At 27.6% G+C, this 19,772-nt stretch carries 22 protein-coding genes and 2 riboswitches; of the genes, 6 read left to right on the forward strand and 16 right to left on the reverse strand.

The features are described 5' to 3' along the window. Window positions 1-37: 37 nt before the first annotated feature. Window positions 38-135: riboswitch (TPP riboswitch) on the reverse strand. A 24-nt stretch (window positions 136-159) separates the two neighbouring features. Continuing rightward, window positions 160-774 (reverse strand): putative peptidoglycan-binding domain-containing protein, encoded by a 615-nt coding sequence (locus tag MKD34_RS11220; RefSeq protein ID WP_240220432.1) that lies wholly within the window; start codon window positions 772-774, stop codon window positions 160-162. A gap of 86 nt (window positions 775-860) precedes the next feature. Beyond that, window positions 861-2,255, reverse strand: coding sequence for an amidohydrolase (locus MKD34_RS11225; RefSeq protein WP_240220434.1), 1,395 nt, complete (start codon window positions 2,253-2,255; stop codon window positions 861-863). 59 nt (window positions 2,256-2,314) lie between these two features. After that, a riboswitch (purine riboswitch) is annotated at window positions 2,315-2,412 on the reverse strand. Between the two features lie 124 nt (window positions 2,413-2,536). Here MKD34_RS11225 and glyA point away from each other — a divergent pair. Both glyA and MKD34_RS11235 read left to right on the forward strand, forming a co-directional pair. After that, the gene (glyA, locus tag MKD34_RS11230) at window positions 2,537-3,781 is read left to right on the forward strand and encodes a serine hydroxymethyltransferase (protein ID WP_240220436.1); all 1,245 of its coding nucleotides are present in this window, start codon (window positions 2,537-2,539) and stop codon (window positions 3,779-3,781) included. Between the two features lie 95 nt (window positions 3,782-3,876). Beyond that, complete coding sequence (locus MKD34_RS11235; RefSeq protein WP_240220438.1) at window positions 3,877-4,218, forward strand: zinc ribbon domain-containing protein YjdM; 342 nt, start codon at window positions 3,877-3,879, stop codon at window positions 4,216-4,218. 33 nt (window positions 4,219-4,251) lie between these two features. Here MKD34_RS11235 and MKD34_RS11240 read toward each other — a convergent pair whose 3' ends face one another. Genes MKD34_RS11240 through MKD34_RS11260 form a run of 5 tightly spaced genes read right to left on the reverse strand, consistent with a single transcriptional unit; the run spans window position 4,252 to window position 9,007 of the window. After that, window positions 4,252-5,643, reverse strand: coding sequence for an ArnT family glycosyltransferase (locus MKD34_RS11240; protein WP_240220439.1), 1,392 nt, complete (start codon window positions 5,641-5,643; stop codon window positions 4,252-4,254). 16 nt (window positions 5,644-5,659) lie between these two features. Continuing rightward, entirely contained in the window at window positions 5,660-6,982 is a 1,323-nt protein-coding gene (locus tag MKD34_RS11245; protein ID WP_240220441.1) for a UDP-glucose dehydrogenase family protein, read from the reverse strand. A 1-nt stretch (window position 6,983) separates the two neighbouring features. Further along, window positions 6,984-8,021, reverse strand: a complete 1,038-nt coding sequence (locus tag MKD34_RS11250; protein WP_240220443.1) for a GDP-mannose 4,6-dehydratase — start codon at window positions 8,019-8,021, stop codon at window positions 6,984-6,986. Continuing rightward, window positions 8,022-8,303 (reverse strand): lipid-A-disaccharide synthase N-terminal domain-containing protein, encoded by a 282-nt coding sequence (locus tag MKD34_RS11255; protein ID WP_240220445.1) that lies wholly within the window; start codon window positions 8,301-8,303, stop codon window positions 8,022-8,024. A gap of 2 nt (window positions 8,304-8,305) precedes the next feature. Further along, window positions 8,306-9,007: a glycosyltransferase family 2 protein gene (locus MKD34_RS11260; protein ID WP_240220447.1), complete on the reverse strand. Its 702-nt coding sequence runs from the start codon at window positions 9,005-9,007 to the stop codon at window positions 8,306-8,308. Window positions 9,008-9,205: 198 nt separating this feature from the next. On the opposite strand from MKD34_RS11260, the gene MKD34_RS11265 reads away from it, so the two are divergent. From MKD34_RS11265 to MKD34_RS11275, 3 genes are read left to right on the forward strand one after another with little or no spacing between them, the layout of a single operon-like run. After that, window positions 9,206-9,883, forward strand: a complete 678-nt coding sequence (locus MKD34_RS11265) for a response regulator transcription factor (RefSeq protein WP_291943617.1) — start codon at window positions 9,206-9,208, stop codon at window positions 9,881-9,883. Window position 9,884: 1 nt separating this feature from the next. Further along, a complete protein-coding gene (locus MKD34_RS11270) occupies window positions 9,885-11,231 on the forward strand; it encodes a sensor histidine kinase (RefSeq protein ID WP_240220451.1) in 1,347 nt (448 codons plus the stop codon). A gap of 41 nt (window positions 11,232-11,272) precedes the next feature. Next, window positions 11,273-12,835: an ArnT family glycosyltransferase gene (locus MKD34_RS11275; RefSeq protein WP_240220453.1), complete on the forward strand. Its 1,563-nt coding sequence runs from the start codon at window positions 11,273-11,275 to the stop codon at window positions 12,833-12,835. Between the two features lie 36 nt (window positions 12,836-12,871). On the opposite strand, the gene MKD34_RS11280 is transcribed toward MKD34_RS11275, so the two are convergent. After that, complete coding sequence (locus MKD34_RS11280; protein WP_240220455.1) at window positions 12,872-13,468, reverse strand: class I SAM-dependent methyltransferase; 597 nt, start codon at window positions 13,466-13,468, stop codon at window positions 12,872-12,874. An 87-nt stretch (window positions 13,469-13,555) separates the two neighbouring features. Between MKD34_RS11280 and MKD34_RS11285 the strand changes: the two genes are divergently transcribed. Further along, window positions 13,556-14,485 carry a DUF523 domain-containing protein gene (locus MKD34_RS11285; RefSeq protein ID WP_240220456.1) on the forward strand — a complete coding sequence of 310 codons (930 nt, stop codon included), beginning with the start codon at window positions 13,556-13,558 and terminating at the stop codon, window positions 14,483-14,485. Window positions 14,486-14,585: 100 nt separating this feature from the next. Here the strand turns inward: MKD34_RS11285 and MKD34_RS11290 are convergent, their stop codons facing one another. The 8 genes from MKD34_RS11290 to cbiT form a co-directional block, all read right to left on the reverse strand. Next, window positions 14,586-14,828, reverse strand: a complete 243-nt coding sequence (locus tag MKD34_RS11290; RefSeq protein ID WP_240220458.1) for a hypothetical protein — start codon at window positions 14,826-14,828, stop codon at window positions 14,586-14,588. A 158-nt stretch (window positions 14,829-14,986) separates the two neighbouring features. Further along, window positions 14,987-15,268: a zinc-ribbon domain-containing protein gene (locus MKD34_RS11295; RefSeq protein WP_240220460.1), complete on the reverse strand. Its 282-nt coding sequence runs from the start codon at window positions 15,266-15,268 to the stop codon at window positions 14,987-14,989. 21 nt (window positions 15,269-15,289) lie between these two features. After that, the gene (gene cobK / locus MKD34_RS11300; RefSeq protein ID WP_240220462.1) at window positions 15,290-16,030 is read right to left on the reverse strand and encodes a precorrin-6A reductase; all 741 of its coding nucleotides are present in this window, start codon (window positions 16,028-16,030) and stop codon (window positions 15,290-15,292) included. Then, window positions 16,027-16,758, reverse strand: a complete 732-nt coding sequence (gene cobJ / locus MKD34_RS11305) for a precorrin-3B C(17)-methyltransferase (RefSeq protein WP_240220469.1) — start codon at window positions 16,756-16,758, stop codon at window positions 16,027-16,029. Before cobJ ends, cobK begins: the two co-directional genes overlap by 4 nt. Continuing rightward, window positions 16,745-17,731 carry a cobalt-precorrin 5A hydrolase gene (cbiG, locus tag MKD34_RS11310; RefSeq protein ID WP_240220471.1) on the reverse strand — a complete coding sequence of 329 codons (987 nt, stop codon included), beginning with the start codon at window positions 17,729-17,731 and terminating at the stop codon, window positions 16,745-16,747. The genes cobJ and cbiG overlap by 14 nt, the downstream gene beginning before the upstream one ends. After that, entirely contained in the window at window positions 17,731-18,492 is a 762-nt protein-coding gene (gene cobM, locus MKD34_RS11315) for a precorrin-4 C(11)-methyltransferase (RefSeq protein WP_240220473.1), read from the reverse strand. The genes cbiG and cobM overlap by 1 nt, the downstream gene beginning before the upstream one ends. Then, entirely contained in the window at window positions 18,471-19,196 is a 726-nt protein-coding gene (gene cobI / locus MKD34_RS11320) for a precorrin-2 C(20)-methyltransferase (RefSeq protein WP_240220475.1), read from the reverse strand. Before cobI ends, cobM begins: the two co-directional genes overlap by 22 nt. Continuing rightward, the gene (gene cbiT, locus MKD34_RS11325; RefSeq protein WP_240220477.1) at window positions 19,196-19,771 is read right to left on the reverse strand and encodes a precorrin-6Y C5,15-methyltransferase (decarboxylating) subunit CbiT; all 576 of its coding nucleotides are present in this window, start codon (window positions 19,769-19,771) and stop codon (window positions 19,196-19,198) included. The genes cobI and cbiT overlap by 1 nt, the downstream gene beginning before the upstream one ends. Between the last annotated feature and the right edge of the window lies 1 nt (window position 19,772).

Here is a 19,772-nt window from a genome sequence, read left to right on the forward strand (position 1 = left end):
TAGCTAAGTCATAATTTATAGTTAATACATCTATAAATATTATATCTTGCTACTTCCCTACGCTAGAATTAACTAGATCAGGTTCAAAGGGTCAGTTCAAAACTTCTCAGCCTAATGGCTCCCCTAGTAAACTTTTTTTATTCTCTTGAAAACAATATACTATATTCTATTATTAATGTCAACCATAGCCATCTCTTTTAACTTGGTTCTATAAGAAAGGATTCTTTTCTCCCAGCCCTTTCCATATAGCTCCCAACTAGTTAAACTTTTATAATAATTTATTCTTTCTTCTGTTATAAGATCTATAAACTTTTCATGATCTTGAACTGAATTTATAACAGCTATTGTTTTACTTCCTAAAACTCCATCTACAACCACATTTTCCGAAGGTTTATATCTTTTCAAAGCTCTTTGAGTTATAACAGCTCCTGCATTATATCCACCATTAAAAAATATATCAAATATCATCATCTGTGAATATGAGTGCTTAATCTCATTCAATCGATACTCTGTTAAAAGATGCTCAGCTATTTCTCTAGCTTGATCCTCTGTAAGAGATTTTATTTCATAATTTTTATTAAATTTTTTATTGTACTCAATTAATAAAAAATTTCTTATTCCATATTTAGAAAGTTCCTTTTGTGTTTTTACAAGTTTATCCCCCTCATGAGACAACACTTCACTTATTATAATCTCTCTAATTTTTGTATCCTCATATCCAAAAGTGACTGTAGAATACAATAACGTAATTATAATTACAAATTTTTCTAGCATACTCTGATTAGTTTCCTCCCTGTATATTTAAATAGTTTAATAACTTTTTAAAAACAGGATATATTATATCATAATTTTGACTAATTTTATAGAGTTTCTGCAACTTTTTGAACTTTTTCCTTAAAATCAGTTATATCTTTTATTACTTTTTTAGAGTCTACAGTTTTAATTTGCTTATCTTCTACTATTAGCTTTCCATTTACTATAACAGTATCTACATTGCTAGCATTAGCTGAATAAACTAAAGCTGAATATGGATCATATATTGGGTTCATGTTTACTGACTTTGTTTCTACTATTACTATATCAGCTAATTTACCAACTTCTAAACTTCCTAATTCATTTTCTCTATGTATAGCTCTTGCTCCACCTATCGTTGCCATTTCAACAGCTTTTTTTGGTGGTAGTGCTGATCTATCTTTTGTATCTAGTTTGTGTAACTTGGCAACATACCCCATTTGACCAATTATATCTAAAGTGTTTCCACTCATAGGACCATCTGTTCCTAAACCTACTCTCATCCCTTTATCATGCATTTTTAAAGCTGGTGAGATTCCTTTTGCTGACTTAATATTAGCAACCATATTATGAGCTATCCCAACATCTCTTTTTTTCATTAATTCTATATCACTATCTGTTATAAAGATATTATGAGCTGCAATAAATCTTTCATTTAATAAACCAACTGAATCTAAATACTCAACAGGTGTCATTTTATATTCTTTTTTGATTCTATCAAACTCTCCATCAGTTTCTGCTACGTGCATTGAAACAGGCACGTTATATTTTTTTGAAAGTTCTTTGATTTTTAATAACTCCTCTTTTGTTACTGTATGAGGTCCATGAGGTCCGAATCCTGGAGTTATTAATTCATCATTTTTATATTTTTCTACAAAAGCAACAGCTCTATTTAATGTTTCTCCTTTTTCTTTTCCATCTGCTGTTGGATATTTAATTATATTTTGTGTCATAACTCCTCTTAATCCAACCTCTTTAACAGCTTGAGCAGCACTCTCTTCAAACAGATACATATCTACCATCGTAGTTACTCCACCTAAAGCCATCTCCATAGCCCCATGCTTTGCTCCTATATATGACATCTCTGGGCTTACCATTTGATTTTCTAAAGGAAAAATATATCTATTTAGTCTATCAGGAACATCGTCTGCTAAAGATCTAAATACTGTCATTGATACATGAGTATGAGTATTTATCATTCCAGGCATTATAATTCCATCGTCTGCATCTATAACCTTAGTAGCACTATATTTTTTTAATAAATCTTCATTTCCCACAGAAATTATTTTATTATTTTTTATAACTATAACTCCATTTTCTATAATCTCTCTTTTTTCATTCATTGTTAAAAGAGTTCCATTTTTTATTATTATATTAGCTTGTTCTTTTTTTTCAACTAAAGAACTACACCCCACTATAAACAAACTTCCTAATAATAATACACCTTTTAAATAATTTTTCATTAAATAATCCTCCCAAATAAAAAAATCCCAGCAAGCAAAAGCTTCCTGGGTTGATTAACTCCCAATTTACTTTTACTTATAGTACCAAATTTAAGGTTTGGTGTAGAAACTTTTGGCCATATCCCAAATATATATAAGCTTTAAATAAATATTTCACAAAATAATTCTAACATATTTGAATATAAAATCAAAGTTTTTTTATTTTATTGATTTTATATATGGAATTCTACACATTAATAGTATATAATTTAAATATCATATAATTTGCAGGAGGTAGTTTAATGTTAAAATTTTTAAAAGATACAGATATTGATGTTTATAACGCTATTGAAAAAGAGTTAGATAGACAAGAAAATGGTTTAGAACTTATTGCCTCGGAAAATTTTGTTTCAAAAAGTGTAATGGAAGCTGTTGGTTCAGCTATGACAAATAAATATGCCGAAGGGTATCCCAATAAACGTTATTATGGAGGGTGTGAATTTGTAGATATAGTTGAAACTTTAGCTATTGAAAGAGCAAAAGAACTTTTTGGCGCAAAATTTGCTAATGTTCAAGCGCATTCTGGTTCTCAAGCTAATATGGCAGCTTATAGAAGTTTGATAGATTTAGGTGATTGCATTTTAGGAATGAGACTAGATCACGGTGGACATTTAACTCATGGTAAAAATGTTAATTTTTCTGGAAATGATTATAAAGTTATATCATACAGTGTAAAAAAAGACGATGAAAGAATTGACTATGATGAAATTAGAAAATTAGCTTTAGAAAATCAACCTAAACTTATTATCGCTGGAGCAAGCGCTTATCCTAGAACTATTGACTTTAAAAAATTTAGAGAAATAGCTGATGAAGTTGGTGCTTACTTAGTTGTCGATATGGCTCATATTGCTGGACTTGTTGCAACTGGATTACATCCATCTCCAATTCCATATGCTCATATTACTACTAGCACAACACATAAGACTCTTAGAGGCCCAAGAGGCGGGCTTATTTTAACAAATGATGAGGAGATTGCTAAAAAAATCGATAAGATTATATTTCCTGGTATTCAAGGTGGTCCTTTAATGCATATTATAGCAGGTAAAGCTGTAGCCTTTAAAGAAGCACTTTCACCAGAATTTAAAAAATATCAAGAACAAGTTATAAAAAATGCTAAAGTTTTAGCGGATACATTAACTCAAAAGGGAGTTAGAGTTGTTAGTGGAGGTACTGATAACCATCTTATTCTTGTTGATCTTACAAATTTAGATATAACTGGAAAAGATGCTGAAAAAATATTAGAAAAAGTAAATATAACAGTTAATAAAAATGGAATTCCTTATGATACTAAAAGTCCTTTTGTTACAAGTGGAATCAGACTTGGTACTCCTGCTTTAACAACAAGAGGTATGAAAGAGAATGAGATGATTTTAATTGGAAATTTAATTGTTACAGCCTTACAAAATAGTAATAGTGATGAAATTCTTAAAAATATTATTGAAGATATTAAAATTCTTTGTAAAAAATTCCCTTTATATAAGGATTAAAAATTAAATAACACTAATAAAATTTTGTTTCCTTGAATTTTTTTCAAATTTGTTTTATAATATAAGTAATTATTTATAGAATGGAGAAAAATATTATGACAAAATTACCTAATTGTCCTAAGTGTAATTCAGAATACACTTATGAAGATGGAAACCTATTTGTTTGCCCAGAATGTGCGTACGAATGGTCAATGGAAACTACTGAGGATGATTCAGATGACTCTCTTATAGTTAAGGATGCTAATGGAACTCTTTTAGCTGATGGTGATACAATCACTGTTATTAAAGATTTAAAAATCAAAGGAAGTTCTTCTGTTGTTAAAATTGGAACAAAAGTAAAAAACATAAGATTAGTAGAAGGAGACCATAACATCGATTGTAGAATTGATGGTATTGGAGCTATGAAACTTAAATCTGAATTTGTAAAAAAAATCTAAGGTCGTATTTCTACGACCTTATTTTTATCTCTATTATTTTTTTATTAAAATAACATACTCTTTATTTGAATAAATTTCTTCTAAATTTTTATCTGAAATATCTTTTTTATATTTCTTTTTAACTAAAAGTAATTCACCTTCATTCATTTTACTTAAATCCTCTAAAGTTATATTTTCTATTGAATTTTTATTTATTTCATTAGAAATATTTTTAGCATCTTCAAATCTATAACTATAAACCTTTTCACTATTTTCTTTCAAAATCTCTATACTCTCTTTTATTGTAAAATTTTTATTATAATACGGTAATAATCCCACACAAACACTTAATATTATACAATTAATATATAATAAAGTTCTATAGAATTTCTCTTTTGATCCACTCCAAATTCTTTCAATAGCTCTTAATGAAATTATAACTATCCCATAATAAAGTGGAAGTAGATAAATATCTAATTTACCACTTATCAAACTAAAAAATACTAAATTCGGAATAAATAAACTAAATGCAATTTTATCAATTTTTTTCCACTTTTTTCTATTTTTAAGATTTCTTAGATTTCTATAAAGTCCTATTATAAAAAATGGAGCTATTGGTAAAGTTGTTAATGGTAGAAGTTTTAAATAGTAATATATAGGTCTAGTATGTGTTTTTGCTTTAACAACTCTTCCTAAAGTTTCTTGTCCTAATATTAATCCTATATAAGTTTTACCCTCTGGAAAACTTAACATCATTAGAAACCAAATTCCTAAAATAGTTACTATTATTCCTACTCCTAATAATAATCTCATTTTTTTTAGATAACTTAAATTATTATCTAAATATAAATAAAATAATACAGTTAATATAGGAATAATAAAAGCAGCCCCTCCTTTTACTAAAACTCCCAAAGCTATACAGCTATAAAAATAAATACTCTTATTTAATGATATCTCTTTTTTATCTAAATAAGATGAGAAAAAAAGATAAATACTTCCCATTATAAATGCTGTCATTAAAGTATCCATTCTAAGTACTAGTGATACTCCAAATATGTATGGTAATGTTATAAAAATAGCGGTAGATATATATGCCATTTTTTCATTCCAATATAGCTTAGATAGTTTAAAACTTAAAAAAGCAGTTATTCCTGCTGGTATAATATTTGCTATAATTAGAGAGATTGGATAGAAATTATCTTTACTAATATATCTAACCAAACCTAATATCCAAAAATATATTGGTGGTTTATCTGGATAAAGCTCTGTAAAATATTTAAGAATTATAAAGTTTTTAGTTTCTACCATTTGTTCTGTTATTACAAAATATTTTAACTCATTTCTTATATCTGGAAATCTTAAAAAAGTTATTCCTATAGTTAAAGCAAAATAGCCTATGAAAAATAATTTGTATCTCTCTTTGTATGCATCATCTTTAAATCTCATATCATCTCCTTAATTTTTATATCTGTCCTACTGGATAGTATTTAAATAAAGATCTCACTTTACAGTTTTTAGTATGAACATTTCTAAGGTCAAAATAAAATTCACCTTTCATTCTCCCTTTCAACTCTTCTAAGTTAATTCCTCTAAACTGATTCCATTCAGTTACTAAAACTACAGCATCTGCCTTTTCACTAGCTTCATCTTCGTCTTTACAATACTGTATCTTATTTTTATATTTTTCTAATCTCCATTTTGTTTCCTCTATGCCTTTAGGACAATAAGCTTTTATTTTTGCACCATTTTTTATTAATCCCTTTATTATATCTAAACTTGGAGCATCTCTAACATCATCTGTATCTGGTTTAAAGGATAATCCTAATATACAAATAGTTTTCTCTTCCACACCATTCATTTCTCTAACTATCTTATCTATCATTTTTTTCTTTTGCTTTTCATTTGCAGATATTGCTGCTGAAACAACGCTCATATCCTCACCGTATTCTTTTCCTATTTCAACAATTGCCCTTGTATCTTTTGGAAAGCAAGATCCACCATATCCTGGTCCACAGTGTAAAAATTTTGGTGATATTCTTCCATCCATTCCCATTGCCTGAGCTATTTCCTGCGTATTTGCTCCAACTTTTTCAGCTAATAGAGCCATCTCGTTTATAAACGATATTTTAACAGCTAAAAATGCATTTGATGCATATTTTATCATCTCTGATGTTCTTCTATTTGTAAAAACAAAAGGAGTTTTATTAATATATAAAACATCATATATTTTCTTCATTATTTCTAGTGCTTTTTTACTCTCAGTTCCTATAACAACTCTATCAGGTCTTAAACAATCATTTACAGCCTTTCCTTCTCTTAAAAATTCAGGGTTTGAAACTACATCAAATTTTATCTCTATTTTTCTTTTGATCAATTCATTCTTAATAGTTTCTTCTACAAAATCTCCTGTTCCAACTGGTACAGTTGATTTATTAACAATTACTGCATACTTACTTATATTTTGACCAATATCCTTTGCACACTGTAATACATAAGTTAAATCTGCTGATCCATCATCTCCAGGAGGAGTTCCAACAGCTATAAATATTATCTCTGCCTCTCCTAGTGCATATTCTTTATTCGTTGTAAACTTTAATCTTCCTTCTAAAACATTTCTATCTAAAATCTCTTTTAATCCTGGTTCGTATATCGGGAGTATCCCATTTTTTAGATTTTCAATTTTCTTTTCATCTATATCTAAACATATAACTTTATGACCAAATTCACTTAAAATTACACCTTGTACAAGTCCAACATATCCTGTTCCTATTACAGTTATTTTCATTCTACTTCCCTCCTAAATACCACTTTACAAATTTATCAATTCCATCATCAAATTTTGTAGTTGGCTTATATCCTAAAAGTTCTTTAGCTTTATCTATATTTGCATAGGTTCTTTTTACATCTCCAGGTTGCATTGGTAATCTTTCTATTATAGCTTCTTTACCTAAACATTTTTCAATTGTTTGTACCATTTTATTTAACGAAATTGCATCTGATTCACCTAAATTAATAACTTCATAAACATTTTTATGCTTCTCTAAATACTTTACTCCTTTTATAACACCATCAATTATATCATCAATATAAGTATAGTCTCTATATGTTTCTCCATCTCCAAAGAATGGAATACCCTCATTTTTTAAAATTTTATCAACAAACTTATGAATAGCTAAATCAGGCCTTTGTCTTGGCCCATAAACTGTAAAAAATCTAAATTGTAATGTATCTATATTATATAAATTAAAATAAACATGTCCAAATACTTCACAAGATTTTTTTGTTGCAGCATATGGTGAAATTGCAAAATCAACTACATCTACCTCTCTAAAAGGAACCACTTTATTATTACCATAAACCGAACTAGAAGAAGCTTGTATAAATTTTTTAACTCCATATTTTTTACAACACTCCAACAGATTTAAATATCCACCTACATTTACCTTTTCATATTCTAAAGGATTTTCTAAAGATGGTCTTACTCCAGCTAATCCTGCTAAATTTACAACCATATCTATTTTATTTTCATTAAATATCTTGTCTAAACTTTCAATATTTTTTAAATCACAGTACTCTAAAGAATAGTTGTCTGTATCTACTTTTTTTGCTAGCATTTCTATTTTTTCTTCTTTTGTATCTCTTGATAAAATCTCTACAAGATATTCAATTTTATTTAAACTTTCTAAAATATTTTTTATTTTTATATCTTCTGAGTAAAAATTATGAAAATTATCTATTCCAATTACGCTATGTCCCAAACTTAATAATTTTTCTACCAAATGTGATCCTATAAACCCAGCTGCTCCTGTTACAATAATTTTCATTTATCTTTCAACTCCTCTATTTTTTTTTATTAGATATATATTTCTTGAATAAATAAGCACATTTGGTGCTTGCCCCAATATAAATACAGGGTCTTTTTTATATATTGCATAAATTAATAAAAAAATACTACCTGATAGACTAAATATCCAAAACGAAAACGGTATAACACTCTTTTTAGCTTTCTCACTAGCTAACCATTGAATAATAAATCTCATTGAAAAAAGTCCTTGTCCAATAAAGCCTATAATTAAAAAAATATTCCAATTCTCTATACTTACCATAACTATTCCTCTATTTTCCAATTTAGCATTCTATTTTTCATCCATCTTACTGCAAAAACATCTTTAAAAGCTTTAAAACCTCTTCCAAAAACTTTATATTTTGACTCTCCATGTAATCGATCATAATGTCTTACTGGTACCTCTATAACTTTATACCCCATATACTTTGCTAATGTCGGCAAAAATCTATGCATTCCATTAAATAATTTATATGATTTAACAACTTCTTTTTTAAATAGTTTTAATGGACATCCTGTATCTTGAATATTATCACCTGTTACAAAATTTCTAAATCCATTTCCAATTTTTGATGCTAACTTTCTTTTAAAACCATCTTCTCTAGTTGCTCTTCTTCCGTTAACTACATCATACTCTGGAATATGCTCTAAAAGTTTATAAACATCCTCAGGATCAGTTTGTAAATCTCCATCCATCATTAAAACTAATTTTCCTTGAGATTTTTGAAATCCAGTATCTATTGCTGCACTTTGACCATTATTTTTTGTAAAATGATAAACTTTTACATTTTTATTTTGTTCTCTTAATTGATTTAGTAGCTCATAACTCCCATCAGTACTTCCATCATTTATAAAAATAATTTCATACTCCTTAAATTCCTTTTTAAAAGCTGCTTCGATTCTTTCTGTCATAGGAATAATATTGTCCTTTTCATTGTAAACTGGTATTACTGCTGATATCTCCATTGTTGCCTCCTTTTGTTTGTTTTTTTTTATTATAATGTTAAAAAGTAAATTTTTAGTAAATTTTTTAAAATAAAACAAATGCTGCTACAATATATACCTCATAATTATTATACATACAAGTTTTTTAAATAAATTTTTACCATTTTTTTACTTTTTTGTTTTATAATACATATAATGTTAATTAAATGGAGGAAAGCTGTGTTAAAAAAAAATATACTTATCATTGAAGATGACCCTAAAATTAGAAGATATTTAGAATTAGAATTAGTTCATGAAGGATATAATATTGATTTAGCTGTAGATGGAAGCGATGGTTTAAAGCTATTTAGAGAAAATAACTATGCTCTTATTCTTCTTGATTTAATGCTTCCTCATATGAGTGGTGAAGAAGTTTGTAAAACTATTAGAAATGAATCTAATATACCAATCATAGTATTAACTGCTAAAGATGAAATTTTTAGCAAAATAGCACTTTTAGATTTAGGAGCTGACGACTATATTACCAAACCATTTGTTATTGGCGAACTTTTAGCTAGAATGAGAGTTATTTTCAGAAATAAACAAGCTTTCACAGATAAAAAAATTTTAAAATTTGAAAATATATCACTTAACTTAAATACAAAAGAAGTTCTTTTAGATGAAACTTTAATAACTTTAACTAAAACAGAATACAACCTGCTTCACTACTTAATGATTAATAAAAATTTAGTTTTAAGTAGAGAAAATATTCTAGAAAATGTTTGGGGATATGATTATTTTGGAGATGGTAAAATTATTGATATGTATATAAAAGCTCTTAGAAAAAAGCTTGATCCTGATAGTAAATATATTAAAACTATTCGTGGATTTGGTTATTCTTTAAAAAAGGAGGACTAATTTGAAAACCCTTTCAGGTACTTTAAAAAAAAGTTATTTTCAACTTATATGTTTATTTTCTATTGTTTTACTTTTATCTCTATCTATTACTGGAAAATATTTAATTAATTCATCTAAACAATATTTAAGAAATGCTATGGGGTTTCTTAAATTTGAAATTTTAGAAGAAGTAAATTCTAAATCTATGGAAATTTTTACTGGTGATTTAGTTAATAGACTTTTTAAAGTGGAAAATCCTGCTCTTGACGATTTAGAAATAACAATAAAATATAAGGATTTAGTTTATACAGAAAATACAAATAAACGTCTTTTAGATGCTGCTGTTGAAGACAAAGTAAAAAATGTACATTGGTATGATTACATGGTTTTAAAAAATGAGTTAATTAACAAAGATGGTGAAATCTATACAGTTATTCTTGTAAAAAATTTAAAAGAAGAGAAAGATTTTTTCTTTGATATGATCTATATATTTTTATCTGGACTATCTATTTGTATTCTTATATCTGTATTTGCTTTTACAAGATTATTAAAAAAAATAAATAAACAACTTTCTTTATTAGAAAATATTAATTCGAACATAACTTTAGAAAATTTAAAAGTTATAAAACCTACAAATTACTTTAAAGAATTTGATAATATCTTAGACTCATATGAAGATATGCTACTAAGACTTGACACACAAAATAAGAAACAAATTGAATTTGTTCATAATTCATCACATGAACTAAAAACTCCTCTTTTTATAATAGGAGGGTATATTGATATGATTAAACGTTGGGGGAAAAAAAATCCAGAAATATTTAATGAAGCTTTAATTTCTATTGAAGATGAAACTAAGAGTATGAATTTACTTATTGAAAAACTTTTATTTATTGCAAAAGAATCTGAAATAAAAAGTGAAAAAAATGAAGTTGAACTATCTGAAATTATTTTAGGGTGTATTTCTAGCTTAAAACATCAATATCCTAAATCTAATATTAATTTTACTCCTGAATATACAATTATCAAGTCTGATGAGGGGTTAATTAAGCTATTAATAAAAAATATCTTGGAAAATTCCATTAAATATGGTAAAAATAACCCAATTGATATAAGTATTATAAATAATGATGAACAAAAACAAGCTATTTTAACTATTAAAGATTATGGTATTGGAATGACTTCTGAAGAACTTCATCATATTTATGATCGCTTCTTTAGAGCGAATAAATCTCGTAGTAAAGAGATTCACGGTCATGGTCTTGGTATGTCTATTGTTAAAAGAATTCTAACTCTTTTAAATTTAGATATAAAAATTTCTAGTACTCCTAACATTGGAACAACTGTTCAAATATTTTTTAATCTATAAAATTTCTACTATATTTATAAAACTTTAAGGAGGATTTTCTTATGTTTAAAGATAAAAAACTTTTATCTATTTTAGGGTTAAGTTTTATCTCATTTTTTAGTACTATTTGGATTCGTAAAGCAGACTTGATGGAATCTAGAAATTTTATTACAGCTAGAGAGATTATATTTAATAATGAGTGGCTCGTTACTACTTTAAATGGACAATATCGTTTTGAAAAACCTCCATTACCAACTTGGCTTACTGCCGTTGTCATGAAACTTTCTAATAATTTTTCTGATGAGTGGATACTTCGATTACCTGTGGCATTAGTTTCTGTATTGTTAATATTTTTTATATACCGATTTGTTCAAGAATTATCAAATAATAAAAACCTACCATTTTTAGTATCATTTGTTGCGACAACTACATTTATGATAACAAAAGTTGGTGGAGAAAATGCTTGGGATGCATATCCATATATTTTTATGTTTGGGTCTATCACCTATCTTTTAAAAAGTATAAACTCTAAAAGTTTTTTAAATCTTTTATTTGCTTCTGTACTTTTAGCAGCCTCTTTATTAAGTAAAGGTCCTGTGGCTATTTATGGGATGTTCTTACCTTTTATTATCTCTTATATTTGGATTTATAAATTTAAAAAAATCCAGGAGAATCATAGACAAATTATTTTATATGTTTTAATTGGTTTAATTCTAGCCTCTATTTGGCCTATTGCCATGATTTTAGAGAATAAAGAACTATTTTTCTCTGTTATGAATAAAGAAAAAAATACATGGACAAGTAAACATGTTAAAAGTTTTTTCTTTTACTTTAACTATTTTTATTTCATGGGAATTTGGATATTCTTTTCCATTATTACTTTTTTTAAAAAGTGGAATTTAAAAAACAGTGAAGATAATAAATTTTTTAAATTCGGAATTCTTTGGTCTATTTTAACTTTTTTACTTTTATCATTTGTAAAAATGAAAAAAGAGAGATACGGCTTTCCTATATATGTAGTTTCGTCTATTCCGATTGGAGTTATCTTAAATTACTATCTAAATAGCGATTGGAATCTTTTGAAAAAATCAGATAAAATTTTATTTTACATGCAAGCTACTCTTATAACAGTTTTATCTATTGGAAGTATTGGACTTATATTCTGGAAAAAACCAATTTTTTACTATTTAACCATTCCATTTTTTATCTTATTAGTCTACCTTTTTAAAGATAGATTAATTGATAAAAAAAATTTCAAAAAAAAAGTTATTTATTTAAGTGGTTTTTTACTACTAATAGTTAATTGTAATTTAACATGGATTATCGAAAATGAAGTTCGTAACAAGAATAATTCTAATTTAGTTCCCTTAGAAATTTTGCAAAAGAATAATAAGCTATTTCATATATATTCAAATGATTTTACTATTGAAGATGTTTGGAGTGTAGGACAAGATATTCATTTCTTAGATGACAATACCATTCTTCCTGAAAAATTTTATATTTTATCTAAAAATTCAAAATTTGATTTAGAAAATAATTATAATATAGAATATAAAGAAACTTATAGTCGATTTAAAGATGATGATGACTTAATATATATTTATAAAATTACTAATAATAAATGATCTTAATTCAAAGAGATAATACTATCTCTTTGAATTTTATTTTTCAGCTATAATTAATCTAACTACATCACTTAACATAATATTCTTACTTGTAACTTTTGAAAATCCTGCTTCTCTAATAGTCTTTTCCGTTTCTCTTAATAAAGATGTTCCTAAAATTAATTTTGTAAAAATATTCAAAACTCTTAATCCTATGTTAATTATAAAGTTCTTACTTTTCATGTGCTCTATAAAAACTGCTTTTCCACCTTTTTTCAAAACTCGATACACTTCATTTATTCCCTTCTTAGGATTAGGTATAGTACAAAAAACACAAGAAGAAAATACTGAATCAAATGTTTCATCTGAAAAGCTCATATTTTCAATATCCATTTCTAATAATTTTACATTCTCTAATCCCAATAACTTTGCTTTTTTCTTTGCTATATTTAACATTCCAACAGAGAAATCTATACCTGTTACATCCGATTTTTTTTCATAATACTTTAAACATGCACCACTTCCTATTCCAATTTCAAGAATTTTACCTTTTAATATTTGAACAGCTTCTTTTTTTATTTCATTCATAGGCATTCTTTCTTCTAATTTATCAAAAATATTTGCAATTCTACTATATTTATCTTTAGTTTCCATTTTAATTCTCCTATTTTTTATTTTTATTAAAGGAACTCTATTTCTTAATAGTATATATTATCTAAACCCTATATACAAGGAGGCAACATGGAAAATCTTTTAAATAGAAAATTAAGATTGGGAATCGCAGCGTGTCAATTTGGTTCTAAAGTTAGATATAACGGAAAAGGAATAGATTTGACTCAAGCTTTAGGAAGAGACCGTGGACAATTCATTTGGACTCCTGTTTGTCCTGAAATTATGAGTGGAATGGGAGTTCCTAGACCAAGTATTAAACTTTCAGGAGGAAATGGATTTGATTTTTGGAATGGAAAAGCAAATATAAAAAATAAAGAGGGAGAAAACCGAAATGAGATGGTTCGAAAAGGTGCTATCGCTTGTCTTGAAACTTTAGAAAGAGCAAATATTGATGCTTATATATTTATGGAGGGAAGTCCTTCTTGCGGAGTTTATAGAACAAGTTTAAAAAATCAGCGTCTTGGAAATCCACCAGGAGTCTTTGGTGCATTACTTTTAGAAAGAAATATTTTTTTAATTAGTTCAATTGATTTACAAAGTCCTATCAGATGGTGGGATTGGAAAAGACGATTGGTTGCTTTTGTTTGGATTAAAGAGCAAAATATCAACTCAATTGACATTTTAAAAGAAATTTGGGACAAAGTTAAATATGTTTTATATGAATTACACGAAGAAGAAGCAACTAAAATAAGAGATCAAATAAGATTAATTACAAATGAAAATAAGGATGTACCTGATGAAACATTTACTTTTCTTAAAAACACTATTTTAGACCTTTTAAGAAAACCTGCCGAATTAGAAAATATAAAAAAATGCTTATGGACTAATTATGTTAACTTAAAAGAAAAAGAAAATATTGAAGTAAAAGAGATTTTCGAACCTCATATTTTAAGAAATATGACACATATAGCACAAGAACTCCTTGGAGTTGAAATTGAAGCTAGGAAAAAAAATATTTTATTTAGAAGCTCTCCAATCAATTATAAGCCTGATAGATAATTTATTTTTATAAATAATTTAAACAAAAAAAGAAAAAAGACTGCGTCTACTCAGTCTTTTCTCTTTTTCACTTTATTATCCACACTTTATCTAAAATAGTTTATCTCATTTTATTTATAACAAAATTAACATTTTTTCCACTTACCTCTGCAAGCTCTTCTTCATCAATAGGCATAATTTTTGATACATTATTCTCATAATTAAATATCTCTTGTGTCTTAGTGATTACAGAATTTTTTAAAGAAGATTGGTTATTCTCAGTTTCCTTACTTTTTAACCCTCTTGCATATATATTCATTGCTAACAACAATCCTACTATAATATATACAATTTTCTTACTCATTTTAATCTGCCTCCATATATTTCATATAATGTAAATATACAGCTTTTCATATAAAATGTCAATGTCATTATATAAATAATGAATGATACAACTATTTATAAAATAAATAGTTTATATATTTTTTATTTATGTTTTGTTAAATCACATTTAATTTATTTTTAGTACTGTTTAAGTATTTTTTCTACATCTTCATAGCGAACTTTTCCTTTCAATAAAACCTCTTCCATTTTCTCATCTTTTAGCTTATATACACTATTGCAAGAGTTACAAGCTATTATATATTTCTTTTTTAAAGTAATTATCGGTATAAAAAAAATTTCAAAAACTCTTCTCAATGCGAATAATTGAACCTTTTCTGATAAACATCCTGTACACTCAAAATCAACTTCTCTTAATTTTTCTTCTGAATCTTTTAAACCGAATATCCCAACAAATATCATTTCATTTCCCCCTTCAAGCATTTAAATAATATATTTTATAAGTTTTTCTATATGAGAAAATACAACTGGATATTCTACATTAGGTCTAGATAACATTATAGATATAGCTCCAATATCTTTTGCGCTCTCTATTTTTTCTCTTTCCCCACCAGTATTCCCACCTTTTTTACTTACAATATATTTTATATTAAGTTGCCTCATCATTGCAACATTTAATTCTTTAGAAAATGGCCCTTGCATAGCTATAATATTTTTAGGCAGAACTCCTAAATCTTCAGCTTTTTTTATCATCTCCCATTTAGGAAGTATTCTAAAATATATATTTGATTTATTTTTTATATTTTCAAATTTATGAAGATTATTACTTCCTAAGGTTACTAAAATATTTCCTTCTAAACTTTCTAAATATTCTATCATAAACTCTAGCTCAGAAAATTCTATAACTCCATCTTCAGAAACTAAGTTCTCTCTTTCAAACCTTATATAATCAATCTCTTTTACTCTTGAACATTCAATGGCATTTCTAGAAACTTCTTCTGCATACGGATGAGATAAATCAATAATTTTATTGATACTATTTTCTTCTATAAATTTATTCATCCCTTCTAAATCTAATCTTTTACAAAATACCTTTATATCTTCTATATTTTCAAGTAATTTTCCACCATACTCTGTTGCTGTTGTTACAACTAACTTTTCTTTAAAAGGAAAGGACTCTATAAAATCTCTAGAGTCCTTTGTTCCACCTATAACCCAAATCATATATGATATCCTCTTGGAGTTATCATTCTATCATTAGAAACATATGTCTTTGAGTTTCCTATTATAACAACTGTAAACATGTCTATTTCATGATTTAAGAAGTCTTCTAAGTTTGTTAAAGTATAATTCTCATCTTCTCTTCCAACATGTCTTAATAGCGCAACTGGAGTCTCTGGTGCTTTATGTTTTAACATTAATTCTCTTGCTTCAACTATTTGAGTTGTTCTTCCCTTACTTTTCGGGTTATAAAGAGATATAATAAAGTCTCCTTCTGCAGCCTTATCAATTCTTTTTGTTATTACATCCCAATCAGTTAATAAATCACTTAAACTTATTGTTGCATGATCATGCATTAGTGGTGCTCCCACAACTGCTGCTCCAGCTACTGATGATGTTACTCCAGGAACAACCTCAACTTCATATCCCTCTTTTTGAGCTATTTCTATCATAATTCCAGCCATTCCATAAATTCCTGCATCTCCACTACTGATTAGCGCTACATCTTTTCCAGACTTAGCAATCTCTAATACTTGCTCACATCTAGCAACCTCTTTTTTCATTCCTGATACATAAAACTCTTTTTCTGCGAACTCATCTTTCACCAAATCTGTATAAGTTATATATCCTGCAATTACATCTACATTTTTTAAAACTCGATACGCTCTTACTGTTATATCATCCATATTTCCAGGACCAATTCCTACAACATATATTTTACCTTTTTTCATAAATAAATCTCTCCTCATAAATGGAAATTGTCATTCCATCTTTTTTTGCTTTTATCTCTATAAATTTCCCATCTTTACTTGATGTTAAATATGCACATGGCTCTGAAACAGCTTTTACACCTATCTCTTTTTTTACAAATTCAGATCCATGAAACATATCTTCTACTGTTAATATCTCTTCTCTACTAACAATTTTCAACTCTTTTCCAAGCTCTCTAGCAGTTTCAATAATTCCTTTTTCATCTGCTTTTAAATCTACTGTTGCAAAATGCTTTATGCTTTTAAGTGAAAGATTATGTTTTTTTAATGTTTCTATTAAAAATTCATAAACTTTTTCTTTTTCAATTCCTCTTCTTGAACCTATTCCTATAACTAAATTTTCAGGATATAAATGTACAATTTCTAAATTTTCTTTATTAGAAATAACCATAACACCTTCTGGATTTTCATTGCATATATTTTTAGGAAGACTTAATTCAACGTTTTTTCCATCTACTATTAATGATGTAACCTTTTTAGCAGCTTCTAATGATTTTAAATTACACTTTAATTTCTGAGACAAAGTATCTACTGCAATTTTTCCAGTCACATCTGAACTAGTTGTTATGATTGGAACTAATCCAAATATTTCATGAAGATTTTGAGTTAAATCATTTGCCCCTCCTAAATGTCCAGAGAGAAGAGAAATTACAAAATTCATTCCTTCATCTATTACAACTACTGCTGGATCAACATCTTTAGATTTTATTAAAGAGGCAATTTTACGAATAACAATTCCTGTTGCCATTATAAAAATATGTCCATCGTATTTATTGAAAGCTTCATTTAACTCTTCAGTAAAGTTTTCTATCTGAATAGTATTATCTATTTTAAATTTTGAAAGAGTAAATACATCTACCCCTTCAATTTTATTTTTAATCTCTACTCCATTTAGACCTGCTCCTCTTGTTACAGCCCAAACTGCTAATTTCATTACTTCTCTATTCCTTTTCTAAATTCATGTGTAAAATGCTTATCATATAATAAAGATTTTTCATATTTATCTCCTAAAAAATCTCCAACTAAAATTTGAGCTGTTTTAGTTATATTCGCTTCTTTTACTTTTTCTTCAATTGTTTCTAAAGTTCCTAAAACAATCTTTTGATCTTCCCAAGTAGCTCTTTGAACAACAGCTATTGGAGTAGTCATTGGATAATGTGTTGCCAATCTTTTTACAACATCACCTATCATATGTACCGATAAGAAAATAGCCATTGAAGCTCTATGAGAAGCTAAAGATTCTAAACTTTCTTTTTCTGGAACTGGTGTTCTTCCTTCCAATCTTGTACAAATTACAGTTTGAGAAATACTTGGTAAAGTAAATTCTTTTTTTACTGCTGCAGCAGATGCTAAAAACGAACTTACTCCTGGAATCACTTCATACTCTATTCCGTACTCATCTAACATATCCATCTGTTCTCTATGTGCTCCAAATATTGCTGGATCTCCTGTATGAACCCTGGCAACTTTTTTTCCTGCTTTTATCGCTTTAACAGTTACATCTATAACTTCTTCTAAAGTCATTGAAGCTGAATTATGAATCTCTGCTCCCTCTTTATGACATTCTATAACTTGTCTTGGAACTAAAGAGCCTGCATAAATTATTACATCCGCTTCTTTTACTAACCTTTGCCCTTTTACTGTAATTAACTCTGGATCCCCTGGTCCTGCCCCTATGAAATAAACTTTTTCCATTGATTGATACCACCTTTTTTTAGTATTAATGTTGTAAAGTAAGGAATATCTTCCTCTTCCATTTTTGTTAAATCAAAATTTATCTCCTGTGTTTCTTTTCCACAGTTTGAAACCATTATTATATTTTCTAGATTTCCTGTAGCTTCTAGTCCAGCTCTAAGTTTGTCAAAATTTCTAGATACTTTCATAAATACGATATTATCTGCTGAGTTAATTTCACCGATAATATCAGTTTCTCCATTTAGTGATACAACTTTCAAAGATTCTTCTCCCATAACTAAAGGTAGGTTAAATCTCGAAGACATATCTGAAAATGATGATATTCCAGGAATTGTTTCTACAGGTATCATCCCATCTAAGTACTCAAGAATATAAACATATGTACTATATGTCATTGGATCTCCAATTGTTAAAAATCCAACTTTTTTTCCTGCTTTTAGATGCTCAACTATCATATCTGCATTTCTTTTTCTAAATTCTTTTCTAGCTTCTACACTTTTTAACATTGGAAACTCAACAAACAAAGTTTCTGCTCCCTCTTTTAAATACTCTCTAGCTATTTCGTATGCTGTACTTCCCTCAGCTTTTTTAGCCTCTGGTAAAACTACTACATCTAGCTCTTTAAAAGCTCTTATAGCCTTTAGCGTTAACATTTCAGGATCTCCTACTCCCACTCCTATTCCATAAAACTTTGCTGTTGACATTACTTTGTTTCCTCCTTATCTGCTGTTATTATATATATTGGATTTTCTCCATACATCATTGTGTACGGACCTATACTCTTTCCTCTAGATACAACAACATTTACAACTTCTATATTTTTAAAATTTAAATCTTTTAAAAGCTTTGTAGCATCTGCTAAAGTTTCTAAAGTTATCGCATTTATGACTACTCTAGAATTGTCTTTTGAATACTTAAGAAAATGTTCAAGTATATTTCTCATTGAACCTGTCGATCCACCTATAAACATCCTATCATATTGAATAGTCGGTATTGCTTCAGGAGCTCTTCCCACAATTACTTCTATATTATCTAATTTAAATCTATTTATATTTTCTTTTAAGGTCTCTATACCTTTTTCTTCCTTTTCAATAGCAAAAACATTTCCATTTCTTAAATATGTTGCAGCTTCTATTCCTATACTTCCAGTTCCGGCACCAACATCTACTAAAATAGAATCATCTTGCAATTGTAATTTCGCTATAGAAATTGCTCTAATCTCTTGTTTTGTCATAGGTAGTTCTTTTTGAACGAACTCTTTATCATAAATATGTCCCATT

This window comes from Cetobacterium somerae, from assembly GCF_022430525.1.
Classification (GTDB): Bacteria; Fusobacteriota; Fusobacteriia; order Fusobacteriales; family Fusobacteriaceae; genus Cetobacterium_A.

Excerpts from the sequence above, each read along its gene's own strand:
- MKD34_RS11220 (WP_240220432.1), bottom strand. The coding sequence starts at position 774 with ATGCTAGAAAAATTTGTAATTATAATTACGTTATTGTATTCTACAGTC.
- MKD34_RS11225 (WP_240220434.1), bottom strand. The coding sequence starts at position 2,255 with ATGAAAAATTATTTAAAAGGTGTATTATTATTAGGAAGTTTGTTTATA.
- glyA (WP_240220436.1), top strand. The coding sequence starts at position 2,537 with ATGTTAAAATTTTTAAAAGATACAGATATTGATGTTTATAACGCTATT.
- MKD34_RS11235 (WP_240220438.1), top strand. The coding sequence starts at position 3,877 with ATGACAAAATTACCTAATTGTCCTAAGTGTAATTCAGAATACACTTAT.
- MKD34_RS11240 (WP_240220439.1), bottom strand. The coding sequence starts at position 5,643 with ATGAGATTTAAAGATGATGCATACAAAGAGAGATACAAATTATTTTTC.
- MKD34_RS11245 (WP_240220441.1), bottom strand. The coding sequence starts at position 6,982 with ATGAAAATAACTGTAATAGGAACAGGATATGTTGGACTTGTACAAGGT.
- MKD34_RS11250 (WP_240220443.1), bottom strand. The coding sequence starts at position 8,021 with ATGAAAATTATTGTAACAGGAGCAGCTGGGTTTATAGGATCACATTTG.
- MKD34_RS11255 (WP_240220445.1), bottom strand. The coding sequence starts at position 8,303 with ATGGTAAGTATAGAGAATTGGAATATTTTTTTAATTATAGGCTTTATT.
- MKD34_RS11260 (WP_240220447.1), bottom strand. The coding sequence starts at position 9,007 with ATGGAGATATCAGCAGTAATACCAGTTTACAATGAAAAGGACAATATT.
- MKD34_RS11275 (WP_240220453.1), top strand. The coding sequence starts at position 11,273 with ATGTTTAAAGATAAAAAACTTTTATCTATTTTAGGGTTAAGTTTTATC.
- MKD34_RS11280 (WP_240220455.1), bottom strand. The coding sequence starts at position 13,468 with ATGGAAACTAAAGATAAATATAGTAGAATTGCAAATATTTTTGATAAA.
- MKD34_RS11285 (WP_240220456.1), top strand. The coding sequence starts at position 13,556 with ATGGAAAATCTTTTAAATAGAAAATTAAGATTGGGAATCGCAGCGTGT.
- MKD34_RS11290 (WP_240220458.1), bottom strand. The coding sequence starts at position 14,828 with ATGAGTAAGAAAATTGTATATATTATAGTAGGATTGTTGTTAGCAATG.
- MKD34_RS11295 (WP_240220460.1), bottom strand. The coding sequence starts at position 15,268 with ATGATATTTGTTGGGATATTCGGTTTAAAAGATTCAGAAGAAAAATTA.
- cobK (WP_240220462.1), bottom strand. The coding sequence starts at position 16,030 with ATGATTTGGGTTATAGGTGGAACAAAGGACTCTAGAGATTTTATAGAG.
- cobJ (WP_240220469.1), bottom strand. The coding sequence starts at position 16,758 with ATGAAAAAAGGTAAAATATATGTTGTAGGAATTGGTCCTGGAAATATG.
- cbiG (WP_240220471.1), bottom strand. The coding sequence starts at position 17,731 with ATGAAATTAGCAGTTTGGGCTGTAACAAGAGGAGCAGGTCTAAATGGA.
- cobM (WP_240220473.1), bottom strand. The coding sequence starts at position 18,492 with ATGGAAAAAGTTTATTTCATAGGGGCAGGACCAGGGGATCCAGAGTTA.
- cobI (WP_240220475.1), bottom strand. The coding sequence starts at position 19,196 with ATGTCAACAGCAAAGTTTTATGGAATAGGAGTGGGAGTAGGAGATCCT.
- cbiT (WP_240220477.1), bottom strand. The coding sequence starts at position 19,771 with ATGGGACATATTTATGATAAAGAGTTCGTTCAAAAAGAACTACCTATG.